We start from the raw sequence: 21,207 nt of genomic DNA on the forward strand, positions 1-21,207 counted from the left end.
AACCTGGATTCTCAGATTAACATGACGAGGTTGGTAATGCCACTCCGAGAGTCGTGTATATATCAGCCTGCTTGTCCAAAAGCTCACCAATCCTGAGCGCACGCTTTTCGTCCTCGTAACACTCAAGGACATCAAGCTTATCAAGCAGCTGTTGCATTGTGTAAGTTTTATATAAATCTGTTTCCTTCATCTTGTGATCAAGGTGAGAAATCAGAATTAGTGCTATAAACTCGTTGAATATTTTGCCATCGAGATTCTTCTCTGACTTAGTGAGAAGCCTTCTCATGTTGAGCCTCTCCTTGAGATTGCCAAATGCTTTCTCTACAACATCCTTCATCCTGTATAGATGAAGAGCGGTAAAGGCATCCATCTTCTCGTTAGTGATAATGGCAAAGTATCCTATGTACTTACGAGCAGCTTTGATTTCATCTTCTTTGTAGTAGACCTGTCTTCCACGGACAGGAGTATCCTTTACTTCAAAGAAGCGGGCGTAAGCTTTCTTGTGGTCCTCAACCGGTTTGCCGGAAAGAAGCTCATTGCAGTAGTCCATGATACGCTTGTCAAAAGCCTGCTCTTCATCAGCACCTCTTTCGATGCTGTAGAAATAGTGGATGTAGATCCGGCGTTTCTCTTCGATAGTATCGCCCTTATATGGCCTGTCCTGAGTATAATTCCACTCAGCACTGACTGTAAGCCCATATGTATTAAGGCCTTCGTCGAAGTTGTTGAACATACGGATATCATCATAAACCTCATCAAGATTCTTCTTGATGAGCTTCAGGGAGAGTTTGACTCCTACAAGGAATTTCACGTGCTCCCTGTACAGACCATTGATGTTGTCCTCAGAGTAAAAGCCTCTGTCCATGACAAACTTGGTCTTGCCAAAGCCCAGGATATCCAGATCCTCAAGAAGGTGCTTGACCGTCTTTGAATCAGGGATGTTGCCGGCAAGCTTGCGGTAATAGAACGGAAGACCGGATTTCTCTCCGAACACAAGAAGGAGATTTATCTGAGGAAGCCTGTCGTTTTCCTTGTTCTTGCCCCACTGAGCCTGCTTAAGAGTTTCTGAGTAGCTTGAGAAGCTGGAGCTGTCATAAGCCCAGTACTCATCCTCGACACGTCTCTTGGCCTGTAACCGCAAGAACTTGGCTATCTGATCATCAGTGATGGATGCGAACATCTCACTGCTTCTGGGTGAAGCTATATCTTGTCCATAAGGATGCTTATGGGTAAGATTCCATTTTTCAAACCTGTATAGAGGATTGTTATCCTCAAGTACAAGGTAAAAAGCTACTGACAAAAGCTTTTTGTACATATCCGGAAAGCACTGCTTAAGATCAGCTGTAAGTCCTATCTGATCAGCAAACTGCTCCAGAAGATATGTGGCGCCAAAATAAAGGTGCTTTGTCTCAGTATATGTGACCGGGCCTGTTCTGGCAGGCAAAGCTTTAGGAGTCTTGGACTCGCCTTTCTTTGCGCGTCCTCTGGTAGGGATTATCTCCCCAGAGACTGGGTCAACCTTTCCAATGCAGACACGCTTGGACCTCGACTGCTGTTTCTCCTTGTCCCAGTAATAGGTTGTCTCGTAAGCGTAGGTAATACCGGATCTTTTGTCAGTTTGTGTAATGATTGCCATCGCCCCACCTCGTCATGTTTTCTATAATTATTATAAAACATGACGATGCAAAAATCAAGAGAGAAATGGCAATAAATTCAGTATTTTAGCGGATTTCAGAAATCTGTGACGAGGTTTTCATCGTCACGTTTCCGAGAATCCAGGATAGAATGAGCAACCAACTCTTTTAGACCTGCACATTCACAAGGAGTTCCAACAAACAAAACTTTTCTATCTGCCTTTAAAAACCCTATTATTTTCCTAAATGCGTCTTGTTTACTACTCTGCACATATTTAGAGCCACGCATCGCATCAAGATCTTCCAACCTCTCAGCGATAACGTGTACAGCTTTTAACTCACTATTTAAAACGCATCCGCAAACTACTCCACTTTGCTCTAGAACATATTCAGCCAATGCTGTAAAAAGTCCACCCGAGGAGCTTTTTAAGCGAATATATTCATCTCTATTCCACCCAGCAAAGGCTCTGGGTTCCTTATCATATGTCATAATGTATATCTTTCTCGAATTTATGATCCTATAGCTCTATCAAGATAGGTTAAAGCCCTATTTCTATAATCCTTCAATACTTTTTCAATATTATCATAATCGAATTTCACTAGCAAGTTATCATATGTAGATATATCATTTTCGTCCATCTCAAGAAGTGTCAGTAGATTTTTAATTCTAGCGCTAAAATGAACTGACGGAATCAAGCATAGTTTCTTTTCAAAAATCATAGCATATACAAAACCATGATAAGAATTTGTACATACATACTCAGCATTATGGAAAAGTCCTAAGAACTCCTCTATTCCTACATTCACCAATACTTTATCTGCAAAACCAGGATTAAATCCGTATCTACTGATTTCCACAATTGGGAGCTTGTATTTCTCTTTTATAGCTCTAGCAAAGCGGTAAATATGATCATCTCCCTGCATCATGTACAGAAGGATGTACTTATCCGGCATATTCTGAGGTGCCTCACACAGTCTTTCCCATTTTTCCTTAGAAACAAGAAGTGTAGGATCCACCATAACTTCTGCGTGTCTTCCAACGCCTTCGCAAACTATAGCTTCGCTGGTTTTTTCTCTGATAGAAAGGTGTGGTATATGTCTGATCAAAGTAAACATTCTCTTTAGCATTACACCAGGAATTCTTCCCGTCCCCATACTTGGAGCATACGCTATTTTCTTATTATCATCGTCTACAAAGTCAAGATAATATGCACCATCCACTCCACAGGTTAGAAATGGATTCCATATCTGGTCACTTCCGCATATAAACTTATCAAAATCTCCATTAAGTGATTTTATTGAAAAACTGTTCACTCTCTTTGTTAATTTCAGTTTGCCGCGTACAAAATTTTGAATTTTCTGTATTCTCTCCAGGCGTTCTGCCATTGTTTTAAAACCTGAATTTAAAACAGCCCATTTCTTTGTTATGGGCAATACTCGAACTGCATCCGTAAATCTGATAAACCAGTTCCTGTAATCAATAACTTTAGCGTCATGTCCTAATTCATTTACCACAGACTGAAGTGCATAGGTCTGCAACACTCCACCATAATTATTCACAAAATGAAAAGTAATAATTCCAACCTTCTTCATACTATCCTCAAAATTCAATTTACTTCACTTATTTTTACTATTATTACATCGCCGTCTCGCACCACAGAACCAGCCTCAGGAAAGATTGGCATGTCAGCAAAGCTATCGGATAAAGCAATCTGATTATAGATTTCATTGCTAACTATATTATAGTTTATTCCAAAATAGTTATTATAAAAGGCTTTATAACAATGATTAGCAATACTTCCGCCTTCCCAGATCTGTCCATATTCAGCTAATGTTCCCCTGACTACATCTCTTATTTCCTGATGATTAAATGGATATTTTCCATCATTTATTTTCCCCATAAATGTAACTTGTACTCTCTCTTCACGTCCACCAAATTCATCTATCTTGTAGCTCATTTTCTGGCAAAGTGAATAAGTGCTCTGATAGTTAAGCCACATAACATTTTGAAATACCACAGTAAAAAGAACAAAGCAGTAAATAATCGGCGCAAGTACGATAGCGTAGCCATTTTTATATAAAAGACTTCTTACCCATTCATGCTTAAACTTTCTATCAGGCTTATTAAACAGCACCTTCCATATGAACACTATTCCCATATAATAAATACTCATTGCAGGAACCATTATTATGCCTGTTGTCCCATGAATATCAACCTCAGGTGCCATAATTACCATAAGCTCGTAGCAAACAGGTAACGCTAATACATATACTATGATTAGCAAGAGGCTTGACATTTTCTTATATAACTTATTTTTCACGACAATCATAGTAAGCAACACTAAGAAAGCAGCTAAAACAAATATGTTAACATAGTCCCTATGCATCCAGCTGTTGTTAATATAATCATTACCAAACATGAAATCTATAAAATATACGTATGCATACTTTACCAGTTTTATGCGCAGTATAATATCGATTTGCCCCAGCTTATCAAAGCCTCTGGTATCCGCCAACTCTACATGAAGAACTTTTAGAAGGCTTACATAGGACAAAACACCGGCTACAGCCGCAATTATAAACTTAAGCATTTTAACCAATACTTTTTTTATGTCAGTATTAGTAAGCACTAGTTTTAATAAATAAAAAGCCCCCAGCGCACATGTAACAGATAAAAAAGCTTGATATAAAGTCAATTGAATGCATATAGCCACAGAAGCTATTACCACCGTTATCCAGCTATCATGCTTTGCAATCAGATAGAACGCACAAGCTCCTAGCAAATAGGCAAGCAAATACTGAACCATACAGTAATAATAAGTCAGCTGGCTAGACATTGCAGGGCTAAGGAGTAATATCCCACCTAATACCCCAATACCCACAAATGAGTCAACATCAAAAGCATCTGCTATTAGACAAATCGCTATTCCTAAAATAAAAAGCGCTATAATCATCATAAGATTAGGAGAAACAACGCTATACATAAGCTTTATTACCGCGCCCACTCCAATTCTTCCAAAAGCTGCGCTTCCATCACCATCACGATTAATAATCCCCAGATAGATTCCATCGGGGTTTGAGAGAAAATTTGTTGTCATGGGAGCATATGCTATCCACCCAAACATTATGAAAACAATTACAAATAAAGAATTTTTAACCTTTTTATTGCTAAAATCCATTGTGCACATTTTTACTTTTTCTTTCTACTGATACTCTTGCTTATAGTCACTAAATTGCTCCATTACTACGTTAACAGCACATATAAATGCTGAAGAAAATTCCTTAGTGCCAAATCTATCTACAACTTTTTGGCGAATTGCTAAAGAATTAAACTTCAGTACTCCCTCCAGGTAATCCTTTAGCCCATTAGCCATTCCCTCGACGTCTAATACATCGTATATTCTACCAATTTCATCATCAACGTAGTCTTCTACTCCACCGCAACGAGTAGAAAATATAGGAAGTCCACAGCAGGCAGCTTCCATAGTCGATACTGGCTGCCCTTCCTGTATAGATGTCATCACAAAAGCATCTGCTTGGTTATAAACACTAGCAATTTCATCTCTTGATACTTCTGGAATAAGTTGTACACTACCAGCAAATTTTGTTTTTCTTATTTTTTCCTCAAAAGCTTCAACATCTTTAGAATAGCCTTTGTTTGCCCCATAGCCTACAATCATCACGCCAAATTTTTTATCAGTTAGTTCTGTCAGCCTATTCATTACATTTATAAACATGTCATAGTTTTTATAAAATGAATGGGCGGCTACAATGATAAATTTCTTATAATCTACCGTTTTGTTGGGGGCATATAAGAACTTTGTCTCGTCTATCATATTTCCAATATAAACAGTTTTGGGAAGTCGTATATTCTGCATTAGTAGCTGACGTATTTTATCATTGCTGATTGCCAAAAACAAATTTGCCTGCTCAATAGCTTTCTTATTTACATCACTTATCAATGTCCCTGGAAGCGGCACTGGCGCATGTTCTCCAATGATATAAGGCTTACCATATACCTTAGATAAGCATTGCAGATTATATGCCTCATTCTGACCATCAACGCAATAAAACACATCCACATCTTCTTTCGCCTGATCAAATAGTTTTTTTAGCTTTTGAGCAACTATTTTTTTTCTCTTTTCAGATACATATATTCCTACTCCGATCTCAGTCTTCTCAGACCTCTGCATAAGGAAATTGTGCACTGCATCGTGTAATCTGATAGATAGAGGAATATAAGCAATAGCGACATATTCTACAGTGTTTTTCTCTGCATTAACTTTTTGACAATAATCTCTTTGAAATGGTGACTTTCTGGTCTTTTCCTGATATCTAAATACAATAAAATCGCAACTCGCTCCTAGAGAAAATGCCTGTTCTTTAAAAAAGCATCCTGCTGTAGGGTTTTCTTTTGTTGGATACCAGTTAGTAACCAAACATATTTTTTTTTTCATTTTTGAACAACTTTCCTCTTTAAGATATTTACTCCCCCTCTTATAGTTACAAAGGGGTAATATTTTATCCCAATTTTCAAGCTATCGTGATTAACCAAAAGTGAGTCCACATCAGCCTTTGTCAATTTTTCTAAATACCACTTTCTAAATTCTTCTGTGTCTATATTCTGATATTCTGCAATAGCGTCATCATTGTCCTCATTATTTAGCAGTTTTATTACCTGTTTTTCAAAAGAATCTTGACTGATAACTGATCTTTTCATCTGATATTTTCTTTGTTCAACATATGTCTCATCACTCAGTAGTCTATCTATTTCAGCGTATAAGCTCTCCTGATCAGCGAACTCCACTTTAATATTGTCTTGGTCAATCAGAAAATCATCTGATATATCGCCGTGCTTGAGTGTAACAGGTACTACACCAGCTAGCGCAGCATACTGAAACATCAATCCGCCGCACATAGGATAGGTACTAAAATAAACATCTATATTCTCCATTATCTGAAACAAATCTGATCTTTCATCCGTATGGAAAACTCTTTTCGGATATTTTTCTCTAAGATTAAGTAGCTTGGAATCATCTCCGCTTCCAGCATACCAAAAAATAACATTTTCATGGTGTGAGAGAATACTATCCAGCATCGTATAGTAAATGCCCTTTTCATCTATTGTTTTGTACAAAGCTCCTCCAGAGAAAATAACCTTTTGCCCTGGCTCTCTTTCAAATGGATAACCTTGAAATTGTCTACTCTTATCAATAATTGGATAAAAAGGAATTATGGTTATTTTTTTACTTTCTATTCCTCTGTACTCACTAGAAATCCTTGCACCATACCTTCTAAATTCTATGCATTTATCTATACACCTAGTGCCAATCCAAAATGCATGGTCAGTTAAGTTGATCTGATACCTTTTCATGCTTTCCTTATACATATGCATGACTGATGTTGCTATCACATCATCCGGAGGCGCGTAAAAGAAAAAGTTTTCTGGTTTATATTCCTGAACAATATCGCTTAATTGCATTATCTGTTCTATTTTTGTTCTCTTTTCTCTACATATAAAGGCAGTTTTGCTTTCATATTCTTCAAGTATTTTTAATACATCTGGTATACATTCCTTTCTATCAAGATAAGTAACGTATACAACTCTCCTTATCTTACATAGAGCTTGCAAATATATCTGTACAAGACCTCTGTTGTTTAGTCCAAATCCATCGTAAAAAACTGTGCAGTCATTGGAACTATATCTATTAGCTGAAGCAAATTGGGTATTGCTTATGAAATTGGCTATTATTTCAACATCTTTTTCCAATTCTTCATCAGTGTAATAAATATTTGTAGAGTATAAAAAAAAGGAACATATCGAAATCAACGAAAGCGCATCATTATACTTTTCTTTACAGATGCAGATACTTATTCTTTTCTTTAATTCATCAACAACCTTTTCAATATAACCTTTTATATCTTTAGAACGCATCTGTAATAATTCCCCATTTTTTATTTTTGTGGCATCCACTGATTGATCTACTGTTTACGCGGAAGCCAAGACAACTGCTTTTCATCTTTAAGTTCTACCCCTATACTCTCTCTATTCGTTTCAATGCTTTCTCTTGATAATTGAGAATAATCTATTGACATCAATTCATTAATAAGAGAATCAGGAAATCTATATTTGATAACTCTCGCAGGATTTCCTCCAACAATAGCATAAGGTGGTACGTCTTTTGTTACTACTGATCCCGCTGCGATAACAGCTCCCTGGCCAATGTGTATTCCTGATAAAACAGTTACATTAACTCCAAACCATACATCATCATCTACCTGAATATTCCCCTTGGAAACTGCCTCGTATTCTTCTCCAAGGATCTTTACATTGAATGGATATGTAGAAATACTGTCCGTCCTATGTTCTCCACAAACAACAAAACAGACATTGGGGGCTATACTGCAATAATTACCAATTATAAGTTTGTAGGTATTTGAATAATTAATTATATTCAAAAGCCCATATGTCCCATTACCTACACTTACCAAATCTGGATTAAACTCTTCTCCCATATATGTATCATTATGCGAATTTGTTTTTCTCCAGCGAGAACGTGCTTTATGAAGTTTATATCTGTACAGCAATGATGCAAACAACGTTTTATCCTTCCCTCATTACATCTCTGATGGCCTCTAAGTATCCTCTTCCATATTTCCTATCTGGTTCAAGATGATTCCCCTCTCCCCATTCATTCCATGACTTAACAATTACAAGCTGTTTTTCACTATCTTTATGCTCTACTGTCTCTTTTGCTATTTCAAGTACTTTTTTAAAATACTTTGGCTGACAATCCTCAAGGATAATTGCATTTGCCCCTGATCTCGGAGAATGATCCCAGTTAGGAGCAACCGTTGGAATAACGTTATCATTCTTACAGTCATCTGTGATCATATATTTTAAGGCATCTTTGTATTTGAATACAGTCGGGTGTCTCAATACTTCTCTCTGAAATTTTAATAACACTTTTTTTAACAACGATAACTTATGATGAATATTAAAAACATCATCATTGTATATTGCATCAAATCCGACAGATAATATTTTATCTTTATCCCTGCTATCAAAATCCTTACCAACAAAAAAGAAATCTCCGATTCCCTCTTTTGTTGCCAGTTCTCTCCACTTTGTTATAAATGCCGAGATTTCCTTCGCGTTATCAAGTGGTTCATAAATTATAAAGAAGCACTTATTGTTTACCCTAAAATATCTTTCATCCTTAAACAAAGGCAACATAGTATAAAAAAATTTCGAATAATCGCCTTCTCCAAGATACTTCTGTTCTACTATCAGTTCATTTTTAGCATTATTGTCCCAGGTTTTCTTTTCCCATGAATGATTTCCCCAGCCAAGGCAGAATGGAAGAGTAATTGATTTATCCTTGTATACTTCCCAAATTGGCATATCAAGAGCTGTTTCACCATTTCCAAACCAATACGTCCAATAACAGAATGCTTCTACTCCATATTCCTGTGCAAGTCTTGCCTGTTCTCTCCTCACCTCAGGCAACCGCAGATCATAAAAGCCAAGATCTGCCGGAATATGCGGTTCGTAATGTCCTTTAAATAATGGCTTCGCCGAAGCCACATTAGTCCATTCTGTAAATCCTTTGCCATACCATTTATCGTTTATTTCTGTGGGATGATATTGTGGTAAATATAATGCAACTAATCTCATTAATTCGTTTCTCCGTTCAGTACAAAGTCATTTCACTTATATCATATTCAGAATCCAGATTATCAACCGCTATAGTAACATCACCTGTATAATATGTCAGATCCATAACAAATTGATGTTTATCAAAATCGCTATCTGTATATTCTATTTCTTTTTTTATTAGAAGTTCATTGTTATTATTATATACGCTAATGGTACTTTTCCCTTCTCCTGAAAGCTTTTGGCCATTAAAGCATAAGTAATTATAGCCATCATCAAGATTATAATAGCGTCTTATTCCATTCTTAAAGTCCTCTGAAACATTAAGTGGATCTGCTCCCGATAATTCTTTATTAACTACAGCTGCCGCATAATAGTCAGCCTCATAATCCATCTGTGCATTTAGTAATGCATAATCGTACTCTGTAAGGCTCCTGTAATCCTGCTCCAATATTTCCAAGTAATTATCTTCTGTTAATCTACCATTTTCTTCCTTCATCCATTTCAACATTAAACTACATATCCATGAAGCATAATGCATAGAGTCTTTATAATTGTTTAAATCAGTTATTATATCCTGTCTGCCAAAGAATGAAAACAAATGAATATTGTGATGCGGCACAATTAATTCTGCCATATATTTTTCAGCTTCTAGCCAGCTATATATTTCCCCTTGATTATAAACCTGACACCAATAAGCCATACTATAAGGCGGAAAGAAATAATAAAAATCCACTTCCGGATTTTCATCTGCTGTTCTTATAACATTTTGTTCCAGATTTTTTTTAATTATTTCTTTGTCGCTATCTGTTAGATGGCTAAAATCAGACGTTTCCACCACGGTTACCCCATCAGGGACTACAGTATTTATTCCAAAAGAATATCCCTCCATATATCCAGGATACTCATCAAAAGAGGTAATCCCAGGTGTCACCCCTTGCTTAGAACCGATAATCATGGGATAAACCCGCCCAAATAATATATCACGATTAATAAGGTAATGAACATCATCAAGCGGATTCTTATTGTATAGATATGTAGGATAAACACCTAAGTCAGTCCTATTCTCATCTATTCTCATACAATAAGATAAATCCAAGCCACGTATTACCAATTTTAAATCCGGGTTGACTCTTAATGCTGTTTCTATATTGTCATTGATTTCCTTGTAAAAAGCACCAGAAAACGTAGTTTTAATAGAATTGCACTCAAACAATTCATCTATTTCAGTGTTTTTAAATCCCGAACACATAGATGTTCCTACCAGCATTGCATCATAATCAAAGTGCTTTATAATCCCATCATTCTGACTTCTTTGGTTGTTTAATTCATAATAATACTGGTTTAAATTTGGTTCGTGATAATGGAAAAACGGATCTACAATATACACGTTACTTCCTGCCACTATTAATCCCAGTAATACAATAATAAGCCACACGGCCAACCATCTTTTTTGTTTCATAATTTAAAACCCATAATATACAAAAGTTGATTCCGCTCCAAGGCATAATACACCCCAAATAAATGCCAGGGAAGATAATATCAATGAACTTATTCCAAGCTTATCTTTTTTTCTGTAGTTATTTTCAGGAATAAAAGAAATAAAGCATGCTACAAAAATAAAGACCACCATACTAAATCCTCTTACATTTTCTGAAAGAAAGTTCAATCGAAAAACATCATATATAAACCGACTCTCTATCAAATTAAAAGTTGATACCATGCCCTCACTAATAGATGTATCCTGCATTAATAAAATTTTGTATAAAATTGCCTTCCACTGTCCAATAGATTCTACACTGAATAACAACCATAAAACACTAACTATTCCAAATGTGCATAGCCACCTAATCGGCATAAATATCTTGTTTTCTATTTTTTCAAACATTCTGCCCAGACAACTGAATACTCCATGTAGTAATCCCCATAAAATAAAAGTCCAATTTGCTCCATGCCAAATTCCACTTACGATAAAGACAATCATAGTATTAAGATAAGTGAAAAATGCTCCCTTTCTAGATCCACCTAGCGGAATATAAATGTATTTCGTCAAAAAACTTGTAAGGGAAACATGCCATCTTTTCCAAAAATCACGAATAGATATAGCTTTATATGGCGAATCAAAGTTCATTGGAAGTTCAATGTTCATCATCTTTGAAACTCCAATGGCCATGTCACTATATCCACTAAAATCAAAGTATATTTCAAAACTATAGAATAGTACTAATAGCATACAATCCATAGCTGTTGCCGATGCAAAATTAGAATATCCCCATGTAACTGCTTTTGCGAATGTATCAGCCAAAATAACCTTTTTAGCAAGTCCTAAACTAAAAATTTTAATACCGCAAGCTAAATTCAAAGTATTGATTTTAATATTTTTAGAATCATTAAGCTGTGATAAAAAAGAAACCGGATCAGTGATTGGCCCCATTACAAGTTTAGGATAGAACAAAATGTAAGCTAAATAATCCAACAGCTTAGCACTGCTTATATTTCCATTTGAAGTTTCTACAATGTAAGCTATCTGCTGAAACGTATAAAAGGAAATTCCCAAAGGTAAAATAATCTCGTGAAATTCTGCTGAATGCCTCAGCACTCTAGATATATTAAATGCAATAAATCCAAGATATTTAAAGTACAGCAAAAATCCAACGTTAGCGGCAACCGCCAAAATGACTATTATTCTTTTATGATTTTTTAGTCGTATTATCAATAAGGTCAATGTATAGTTCACTAATATACTTATTCCCAAATAAATAAGCATATTTAGCCTACCCCAAGAATAAAAAAACAAACTGGCAATTATAATAACTATTTTGCCAATAGCTGGTTTTATTCTATTACCGCCAAAGTAAAGTATCACTGATATTGGCAAAAAGAAAAAAATAAATTCATAACTATTAAACTGCATCCGTAATCCATCCTATGCACTCAGTTTCGTATTACCCTTCCATCAGAATCTATGCATACCGAATCTATGACTTTCCAAGTCAAATTACTATAAACTACAATATTGATTCCCTTTTTATTTACTGAATAATCAACATTATCAATTTTAGTCGAAACATATGAGTTTAAACCATCAACTTCAACTTTATAATCTACTATACCATCACGTATTGCTCCAAGCTCAGTAAAAGCATTTTCACTTACTTTTTCCATTACCTTTCCACCATCCACAACAGCACAGTAATTCTTACTTTCCTCTCCCATTGGAAACTCTATTCCTAAAGCTTGTAATCCTTCAATACTCTTTGGCGAAATCGATTCTAATCCATCACGATAGACAGTTACAAATAATGTATAATCCTGACTACGTATGCCATCCCAATAATCATCTTCCCATAACATTCGCCTCAGTTCACAATCATGTGCGATATGTGAGTAATAATCGTTTGTATTAGCCCACGCCTCATATCCATCTCCCCCGGTAACACCATAATCATTATAAAGCATTCCCGCCACATAAGCTGAAACTGTTTCGGCTCCCCACAAATTGCAATGCTCATCATCGCTCATACTATATAGATAACTAAAACCACTATCTGTATTAGTATCCATTTCATTAAAATCTATATACCGTATATTATTTTTTTCTGAATATGATTTTACTTCATTATATCTGTCGATATCCCAGTTAGTAGTGGGTGTCTTCACTATCAAAAGCGCAATATTGCGTTCTTTGCATACGTCAACTATTTTATCTAAATAGGATTGCATTAATGGAACCATTTCTATGCCTTCAGCATCTACACTCCGAAAAGGCATATAATTTTCATTGGCATTCACCATATAGTTGGATAATGGTGCATATCCTTTCAATTCAAAATGATTCTCCATTTTAGCATATGAAAAATCATGTTCCTTAAGAGCTTTCCATTTTGCATGAAATCTAATAGTTTTAAGAAAATAACTATCGATACTCTGACTTCCATCAAACTTGCAGATATCCATCACTGCATTCAGTTTGTTATGTGACCATCTCATTGGATCTATTGCAAGTCTTGTACATATTTCGGAAGTATTTAACGCTTCATCTCTATAAAATGGAAAAAGAATGAACGGGTCCAGTACCACAACCTTCGGGCTTTGGTATTTAAGTGCCTCTTCAAGCCAATAATAAGATACCAGCAGATTTTGCTGTTCACATGAAAGATTATAGCTCTTAATCCCATACAAATTATAAACAACCTGAGGATCAAACGCAGCTGCTCCATGGCTACTCCCAAAGAATAATACATCAACTGTGTCTCTTGGCATTTCATAAAAGCCTGTATAAGTAAGCGTTGTCGGCCATTCTACATTGTATAACTTTTTAGGTGTCAAAAGCTTTGTGATAACAATCATCAAAATGACTAACGAACTTGCAATTATCAACACTTTGCATATAAATCTATAATGCACTTTCATCAAAATCCCCCATATATAAACTCTTGAGAATCATACCCATATCCATATGCTCCATATATTGCAATTAAAATGATTGCAAATACATATATAAAGTATCTGATAACAAATTTCTGCTCCAGTATTTTCCTTAATACTGAATCCCCACGCTCATTGCATAAGTCTACCCAGAATAATAACGCTATTGATACGAATAACAATACCATTTCCTTCCAATCAAGTCCTAATGAGAAAACTCTATCATTAAAAAATATCCAGGGATTCCATACTATAAACATATCTCGCAACATACTGATACCCACAGCAAGATTGGACGCCCTAAAGATCACCCATGCACCTCCAACAAATAGCAGCGTTCTAATTCTAATAAGTGCCTTTACAAGGCTACTATTGAAACTTCTTTTTCCTTCAAAAGACTCAATTATCTGCATAAATGCATGAAGAATCCCCCACATCAAGAAATTAACTCCTGCACCATGCCATACTCCACTTACCATAAAAGTAATTAGCAGATTGACACTCTTTCTCAATAGCCCTTTTCTACTTCCACCGAGGGGAATATAAATATAATCTTTTAGCCAACTACTAAGTGATATATGCCATCTTTTCCAGAAATCACGGACTGAAGATGCAAAATAAGGTCTGGCAAAGTTATCTACTAATTCAATTCCAAATAGTTTTGACACACCTTTAGCAAGAGAAGTACATGAATAAAAATCTGTATACAGCTGAATACTGTATAAAAATGCTCCAAGCCAAATGTAACCACCTTTATAAGCCTGATAGTTGTCAAACACAGTATCTACTACTACTGCAGCCCGATCTGCTATCATCATTTTTAGGAAGAAGCCCCAAATAATATATAAAAACCCTTCTGATATCTTTCTTTCATCAAAATAGTTACCATTAGTCAACTGACTTTGTAAATTCTTATATCTAGGTATTGGTCCTTGCACTATTTGTGGAAAAAAGCCTGCAAATAATACAAATTTAAATATATTTGACTCGGCCACAATTTTCCCTTTGTATACATCAACCAAATAAGCAATTAATTGCAATGAATAAAATGATATTCCAAGCGGAGCTATTATACTTCCATGGAGAAAATCTATCTTATAAAATGCCCATGGTAAAACTATAGTAAGTACCCCCAGCGCTAAAAGCATTGTCCTAAAACGAGGGTTATCCATTAATTTGCCAATTAAAAACGTGATGCAAAAAGTCGCAAAAATAATGTGCCAAGCCTTTTGATAAAATAAAACATAAAAAGACAGATTGCCAATCAAAAGAACAATCCATCTGTATTTAATAGAGACTATATAGTACATCAAAACCAAAAAAGCTACAAAAAAATAATATCCCACCGTAATGTAAATCATATTATTATTCTCATTTCTCTTCTTTAATCCATACCAAACAATTACAAATTACCGGAATCTATATCATATAAGTACCAAACATAACTATCTATTTCATCACGATTATACTGCCCGCTTGATAAAACCAAACTGTAAATATCCTCAACATCGGTAATACAAATACGGCTATATCCATTTTTATCGTAGAATTTAAGAGCCCTTACATTTTTAGTATCAACACACCAGTACACTCTGGTTATGCCGTTTTCTTTAATTACCTTGCTTAATAACTCTTCCATCGCTTCTTGTGAACATCCGGTTCCCATCGCGCTCTTCCTAATGGTAATGCCGAATTCAGCACTTTTTGTCTCTCTATCTATATTTTTAAGACTAATAGTGCCCAAATATTCATCTGAACCATCATCCCTAACTATTGCAAAATGAATATCTTTACCTTGTTCTTTGGTACTGAAATCAATGAACCTATAGCAATCTTCTATTGTGAAACTAGCAAAGTTTTTATGAAGATTGTGAACTACACTTTCATCATGCATCCATTCAAGCATAAATGGAGCATCCTCATTTTTTAGTGATCTCAACATCATCCTTACGCTATCCTTTGATTATGAATTTTCCCTAACCATATTTAAAAATTCATCATAATCTCTAATATAATCGCTCTCATCATACAATTCTGATGCCAAAACCATAAGCACTGCATCATCAGAAAAATCATACATTTCACGCCACATGTCATTGGAAATGTATAACCCCTCGTATGGTTTCTCTAAATTTACAACTTTTTTTTCTGAGCCGTTATCAAGCAGAATCTTACAACTTCCACTAATACAAATAAGAATCTGTTCCAGCTTCTTATGCGCATGCTTACCACGCACAACCCCACTAGCTGTGTCATACATATAGTAAACTCGCTTTATATGAAAAGGTATATCCTTAAATTCTTCTAACGCCACGAGCTGACCACGATCATCCCCATGTGGCTGAAACATATATTTTACAACTTGCATTACTTTTTCCTCTTTTAATATCTGATGTCTGTTTACCATGCGTCAAGAAATTGTAGTCAATTCATTGAGGCCTTTCATTATGGAGTATGCCATATTCTCAATAGAATAACCCTGCATCATCTCTAAGGCTTTCTGCCCCATGCTTTGCAATAGTTCTTTATCTCCAATAACAGCATTTATAGTATTACTGAAAGCATCAACATCTCCTGCCTTCAATGCATACCCATTTACGCCATTATCAATCAAAGTACACGCAGCCACACAACTGTCAGTCGTAATCACCGGCACACCATATGACATAGCCTCTACAATAACAAGCCCCCAAGTATCATAATTTGTTGGCAAAACAAATATATCAGCTACATCATAATACTCTTTTAACTGCTCCTTGCTAATGTGATGGATAAAAGTAACATTCTTCAAATTCTTCTCTTCACAAATACTAAGATATTCTTCTGTAGGCTTGCCACCAATTATCAGGGTTCTTACTTGTCCATCAACATCTGAAATAGACTTAAGAAGTATATCTATTCCCTTACGAGGAATAAACTGACCCACACAAAGAATGACTGAATCTTCCTTGATATTTAGCTTTTTCTTAATCTCGTCCTTTTTTTCTCTGGAAACAATCTTCTTTTTTATCTCGTTATCCCATAAAGTCGTAAATGGAAATCGTCTTATCTGCTCTAGTTTTGCACCATATTTCAAAAAATAATCATCCTGGCATTTACCTGTACTAAAATACATGGTGGCATTTTTCATCGTCAACAGTTTCAACTGTTCTTTTGGCCCCCATCCTTTTCCAACAAAGGCTCCCTCACTCTGAATGCAATATCTTATATTATGTATTTTCATGTACAGCTGAGCAATTATTCCTGTAGGTGTACATGGATTTGATATGAGCACAATATCAGCTTTTTCTTCATTTATGTGCCGTATAACTTCAAAGCACAAAGCTGCCTCTACTCCAATATTTATGCCTTTCATGATTATTGCTTTACAGTTCTTGAGTTCAAATTCTGCCCAGCTTTTATCTCTTTCTGAAGATGTTGCTCTTTCAAAACATGCCACTAACTCGCACTTCTTTCCAAGCTCACTTAAATAATCTACGGTATATGGAAATGGAACATTTGTTATAAATAATACTTTCATTTTCTAGTTAATTAGTCCTTTATAGCTCTCATTGTATTTATAAACTCTTCTGGTGACCTAATAGATACAGCTAATTTCTGAATCTCATTATCGGGTAAATCCCACCACTTCGATTCTGATAAATCTTCTTTAAGATTTTCAGAAAATCTATCGCGTATCTTCTTAGCAGGATTCCCTGCCCATATTTCATAACTTCCAATATCTTTTGTGACCACTGATCCCATTCCAATCACAGCGCCATCCCCTATGGTAACCCCTGCTTTTATCAGTGCTCTCTCACCAATCCAAACATCATTGCCTATTACTGTACGCTTATCATCTTCTCTTGGGAACTCGGCAAATTTCTTTTTTATACTATCGCGTCCATGATAAAAAACCGGAGACATAGAAACCCACTCCATAGGATGTCTTGCACCACCAATGACCACTCCATCAGCTATCGAAACATACTTACCAATTTTACAATTGATAATCTTACAGTCATATCCACAAAATGAATACTTATCCATTACTGTATTTACAACCTGACTACCTGCTTCAATTTTGGAAGTACGGTCTATTTCAGATGAAGCTATCGATTTCCATCGTATTTTTTTTATTAATTTACTCCACAAGTAACCAATCAAATCTTTTTCCTTCTTGTAATTCTGAAAAATCACTATTATTGTACGTTTATCTTTCTATATCAAGCAGAGCTTGGACTATTTGCTCGCTCGCATGACCATCCCCATAGGGATTAACAGCCTTTGCCATTTCATCGTATTTTTCACAGTCTTCAAGCAAAGTCATAGCCTCTTTATAAATTGATTCTTCTTCAACGCCAACTACTCTCACCGTTCCAGCTTCTACAGCCTCGGGCCTCTCAGTTTCAGTTCTTAAGACCAAAACAGGTTTTCCGAAATGCGGTGCTTCCTCTTGTAATCCTCCCGAATCAGTCATAATCATGTAGCTACGCGCCAGCAAATTATGCATATCAAGAACATCTACCGGATCTATCAAAAGAACATTATCTACATCATCAAGAACATCAAAAACAGTATCTCTTACAGCTGGATTAAGGTGTACAGGATAAATAAACAGAGTATCATGTTTTTCTTCTGCAAGTCTTTTAATTGCATTGCAAATATTTCGAAGCGGATGACCAAGATTTTCTCTTCTGTGGGCAGTCACTGTAATCACACGTTTACTTAAGAAATCTACATTTTTTAATATCTGATTTGAAAAACTATAGCCATCTTTTACAGTATATTGAAATGCATCTATAACTGTATTTCCTGTTACATATACGTTGTCTATAATGCCTTCCTTCGCCAGATTTTTCTGATTCAGCTTAGTAGGTGCATAGTAATATGTACTGATTCTATCTGTGAGAAGCCTATTCATTTCTTCAGGGAAAGGAGAATAAATATCCCCTGTCCGCAGACCTGCCTCCACATGTCCAACAGGAATCTGCTGATAAAATGCTGCCAGCGCCGCAGCATATGAAGTAGTGGTATCTCCATGCACAAGGACGACATCAGGTTTCTCAGCTTTTAGAACAGGTTCAATCCTCTCAAGAATAGATGTAGTAATTGTTGTAAGCGTCTGTCTGTCTTTCATAATATCAAGGTTATAATCCTCCTTAACTCCAAACGCTTCCATAACCTGATATAGCATTTCCTTGTGCTGTCCAGTAAGGCAAACTACACATTGGATATTTTCATTTTCTCTTAGTTTAATAACCAGAGGACACATTTTTATCGCCTCTGGTCGTGTTCCAAAAACAGTTATAACTTTCATATCACCAAAATCCACCTATAGGTTTAAAATACATTCTACTTTTCCAAAATGAGCTATTGATTATATGTTTGATTTATACTTTCATTGACTACCTTTGACATTTCAGCTTCATAAAGCATAGAAACTACTTCTGTAACTAGTCTTCTCTTTCTCCGCAAATAATTATTTAACAATATAAAAATACAATCTGCCACCCATGCAAATATTCCTATTACGAGCAAATAAAAACTCAAATTATTCAACTTCAATATGAAATCACTGACAATTCGCACACTTTCTACAGATCCAATTACAGTCATCATTGTCGTCCCTAGCGTATAGGACATAGCAAACACAGGTAATACCACTAGCATAAGGTTACTATATTGGGGCCTTTTTTCCACAGTCGGCCTGTTATTGCATAGATATCTGCATAGAAAGTCTTTTTGTACTCCAGATAGTTTACTGTAAATGCGCCGAATCACGTCTATATTATAATCAATAGACTTACGTAGACTACTCTTTTTTATTAGTTCGTTTACTAACTGGCCAATCGGCATGTTACCATAATCTTTAGAATTACTTTTTGCTTTACTCTGCCGCAGCTTTCCAACCAAGTTTCCATTTCTATTAGTTTCTAGTACCATATCTTCATTTTTTTGAGATATCTTATCTATTTCATACATATATTCTTCTATATAATCCCTCTGCATTCTCAAATAAAAGAATAACTGAACAACTGGTATCATTACGTGTGAACTAAGCTGTCCATTCAAATAATCATTGACGTAGTCTCTCGTAGAATGCCTCAGTTTATCTGCAATAGAGTCGCTCTCCTTTTTATTTCCTACAGATATTTGCTGATAACCTAGTATGCCTTTCCTAACATCTTGTTCTTTAGATTTCGCTATAAAACTAATTAGTAGATTTCCCAAATCATCAGCATATTTAAAATCAATTTCGTCCAGCATACATTCAAAATAGCGAAGCAACTCTTCTTCACACTCGTAAAATTTTTCGATTACTGGAGTATATAATCGATCCTTTAGAAAAATAGTTGATGTATACATGTCTGCCATATCGCTTAACTGAAAGTCATGCACAAAACCTTCTGTTACTAATTGATTGCGCTTTCCAAGAGGAGTAACAACAGAATTATAATACTTCATATACTCTTTAATAAGTATTTTCGCATATCTATCATGTCTAAGTATTTTCTTGTATTCATCTACCTCTTCTTGCCTTTTGGCATTCTTGTCCAAGTAGAACTGTACAAATGACACTGTAATAATAATCCCGAGCAGATTAGTTGATACCCCAACCACAATATTGTACACGCCTTGGCCAATCAGTACACTGGAACTATCTATTAGAATAAAAGAAACTGCTGATAATAATATGCTGATCACAAATAATACAATCGATATTTTAAATGCAGTAGATTTCAACCATCTTTTCATTATAATGACCTTTTGTTGATGACAGCTTTATGTCTAGACAATATATCTATTCATCAATTATTCTTACAGTCTCCAATAGTCAAACTCTGGAGCTTTGTAGTCTTCAAGGTTGTAAATACCCTTAAGGTCCATAAATACCTTAGTGCTGTGGTTGGCATTGAAGAACTTTGCAATGTCCGCTGGCTTGTATGCCTTGAAATCATCGTGAGCTACAGCCATGATAACAGCATCCATATCCTTGACAGCATCCATAGAGTCAAACTCTATGCCATAAAGTCTCTTAGCCTCGTCTGCATCAGCCTGTGGATCTACAACTATAGGTGTAATGCCGTACTCACCAAGTTCATTGTAGATATCAATAATCTTAGTGTTACGTGTATCTGGGCAGTTCTCCTTGAAGGTAAATCCAAGGATTGCAACCTTGGCATTCTTGACAGGAATGTCATTGGCAATAAGGCGCTTAACTGCTGACTCTGCTATATATTTACCCATGTCATCGTTGATACGACGGCCTGAGAGAATGATCTGTGAGTGATAACCAAGTTCCTCAGCCTTGTATGTGAGGTAATATGGGTCAACACCAATACAGTGTCCACCAACAAGACCTGGACGGAAGTTAAGGAAGTTCCACTTTGTACCTGCTGCCTCAAGGACGCTCTTTGTATCGATTCCCATCTTGTTGAAGATCATTGAAAGTTCGTTCATGAATGCGATGTTGATATCACGCTGTGAGTTCTCGATAACCTTGGC

Annotated in this window: 19 protein-coding genes; all 19 read right to left on the bottom strand. The window is 35.8% G+C overall.

Translation table 11 applies throughout. The features are described 5' to 3' along the window. Positions 1-16: 16 nt before the first annotated feature. The gene (locus BLO53_RS17680; RefSeq protein WP_092063818.1) at positions 17-1,636 is read right to left on the bottom strand and encodes an IS1634 family transposase; all 1,620 of its coding nucleotides are present in this window, start codon (positions 1,634-1,636) and stop codon (positions 17-19) included. A 95-nt stretch (positions 1,637-1,731) separates the two neighbouring features. Further along, positions 1,732-2,124 carry a coenzyme F420 hydrogenase/dehydrogenase beta subunit N-terminal domain-containing protein gene (locus BLO53_RS17685; RefSeq protein WP_092064704.1) on the bottom strand — a complete coding sequence of 131 codons (393 nt, stop codon included), beginning with the start codon at positions 2,122-2,124 and terminating at the stop codon, positions 1,732-1,734. 20 nt (positions 2,125-2,144) lie between these two features. Further along, positions 2,145-3,227 carry a polysaccharide pyruvyl transferase family protein gene (locus BLO53_RS17690; RefSeq protein ID WP_092064708.1) on the bottom strand — a complete coding sequence of 361 codons (1,083 nt, stop codon included), beginning with the start codon at positions 3,225-3,227 and terminating at the stop codon, positions 2,145-2,147. Positions 3,228-3,241: 14 nt separating this feature from the next. Beyond that, entirely contained in the window at positions 3,242-4,813 is a 1,572-nt protein-coding gene (locus BLO53_RS17695) for a glucosyltransferase domain-containing protein (RefSeq protein WP_176757351.1), read from the bottom strand. A gap of 24 nt (positions 4,814-4,837) precedes the next feature. After that, on the bottom strand, positions 4,838-6,091 hold the full coding sequence (locus BLO53_RS17700) for a glycosyltransferase (protein ID WP_092064713.1): 1,254 nt from the start codon (positions 6,089-6,091) through the stop codon (positions 4,838-4,840). Continuing rightward, positions 6,088-7,569 (bottom strand): glycosyltransferase family 4 protein, encoded by a 1,482-nt coding sequence (locus BLO53_RS17705; RefSeq protein ID WP_092064716.1) that lies wholly within the window; start codon positions 7,567-7,569, stop codon positions 6,088-6,090. Before BLO53_RS17705 ends, BLO53_RS17700 begins: the two co-directional genes overlap by 4 nt. 47 nt (positions 7,570-7,616) lie before the next feature. Beyond that, the gene (locus BLO53_RS19805; RefSeq protein WP_092064719.1) at positions 7,617-8,150 is read right to left on the bottom strand and encodes a CatB-related O-acetyltransferase; all 534 of its coding nucleotides are present in this window, start codon (positions 8,148-8,150) and stop codon (positions 7,617-7,619) included. Between the two features lie 88 nt (positions 8,151-8,238). Further along, positions 8,239-9,312, bottom strand: coding sequence for a glycosyltransferase WbsX family protein (locus tag BLO53_RS17715; RefSeq protein WP_092064721.1), 1,074 nt, complete (start codon positions 9,310-9,312; stop codon positions 8,239-8,241). A 16-nt stretch (positions 9,313-9,328) separates the two neighbouring features. After that, positions 9,329-10,753, bottom strand: coding sequence for a hypothetical protein (locus BLO53_RS17720; protein WP_143003274.1), 1,425 nt, complete (start codon positions 10,751-10,753; stop codon positions 9,329-9,331). A 3-nt stretch (positions 10,754-10,756) separates the two neighbouring features. Next, positions 10,757-12,205, bottom strand: coding sequence for an MBOAT family O-acyltransferase (locus BLO53_RS17725; RefSeq protein ID WP_092064727.1), 1,449 nt, complete (start codon positions 12,203-12,205; stop codon positions 10,757-10,759). A 20-nt stretch (positions 12,206-12,225) separates the two neighbouring features. Further along, the gene (locus BLO53_RS17730) at positions 12,226-13,704 is read right to left on the bottom strand and encodes a hypothetical protein (protein WP_092064730.1); all 1,479 of its coding nucleotides are present in this window, start codon (positions 13,702-13,704) and stop codon (positions 12,226-12,228) included. After that, entirely contained in the window at positions 13,704-15,080 is a 1,377-nt protein-coding gene (locus BLO53_RS17735) for an MBOAT family O-acyltransferase (RefSeq protein WP_092064733.1), read from the bottom strand. The genes BLO53_RS17730 and BLO53_RS17735 overlap by 1 nt, the downstream gene beginning before the upstream one ends. Before the next feature lie 41 nt (positions 15,081-15,121). After that, positions 15,122-15,664, bottom strand: a complete 543-nt coding sequence (locus tag BLO53_RS17740) for a GNAT family N-acetyltransferase (RefSeq protein WP_092064736.1) — start codon at positions 15,662-15,664, stop codon at positions 15,122-15,124. Between the two features lie 18 nt (positions 15,665-15,682). Continuing rightward, the gene (locus tag BLO53_RS17745; protein WP_092064739.1) at positions 15,683-16,087 is read right to left on the bottom strand and encodes a sugar 3,4-ketoisomerase; all 405 of its coding nucleotides are present in this window, start codon (positions 16,085-16,087) and stop codon (positions 15,683-15,685) included. A gap of 42 nt (positions 16,088-16,129) precedes the next feature. Next, positions 16,130-17,239 carry a glycosyltransferase family 4 protein gene (locus tag BLO53_RS17750; protein WP_092064741.1) on the bottom strand — a complete coding sequence of 370 codons (1,110 nt, stop codon included), beginning with the start codon at positions 17,237-17,239 and terminating at the stop codon, positions 16,130-16,132. 11 nt (positions 17,240-17,250) lie between these two features. Next, complete coding sequence (locus BLO53_RS19820; protein ID WP_304528435.1) at positions 17,251-17,865, bottom strand: CatB-related O-acetyltransferase; 615 nt, start codon at positions 17,863-17,865, stop codon at positions 17,251-17,253. 46 nt (positions 17,866-17,911) lie between these two features. Further along, complete coding sequence (gene wecB, locus BLO53_RS17760; RefSeq protein WP_092064744.1) at positions 17,912-19,018, bottom strand: non-hydrolyzing UDP-N-acetylglucosamine 2-epimerase; 1,107 nt, start codon at positions 19,016-19,018, stop codon at positions 17,912-17,914. Between the two features lie 53 nt (positions 19,019-19,071). Next, positions 19,072-20,457, bottom strand: coding sequence for a hypothetical protein (locus BLO53_RS17765; RefSeq protein WP_092064747.1), 1,386 nt, complete (start codon positions 20,455-20,457; stop codon positions 19,072-19,074). Positions 20,458-20,520: 63 nt separating this feature from the next. Then, a partial coding sequence (locus BLO53_RS17770) for a nucleotide sugar dehydrogenase (protein ID WP_304528430.1) occupies positions 20,521-21,207 on the bottom strand: 687 nt, incomplete at its 5' end.

Origin of the sequence: Butyrivibrio sp. INlla14 (assembly GCF_900102515.1) — a bacterium.
Lineage (GTDB): Bacteria > Bacillota > Clostridia > Lachnospirales > Lachnospiraceae > Butyrivibrio.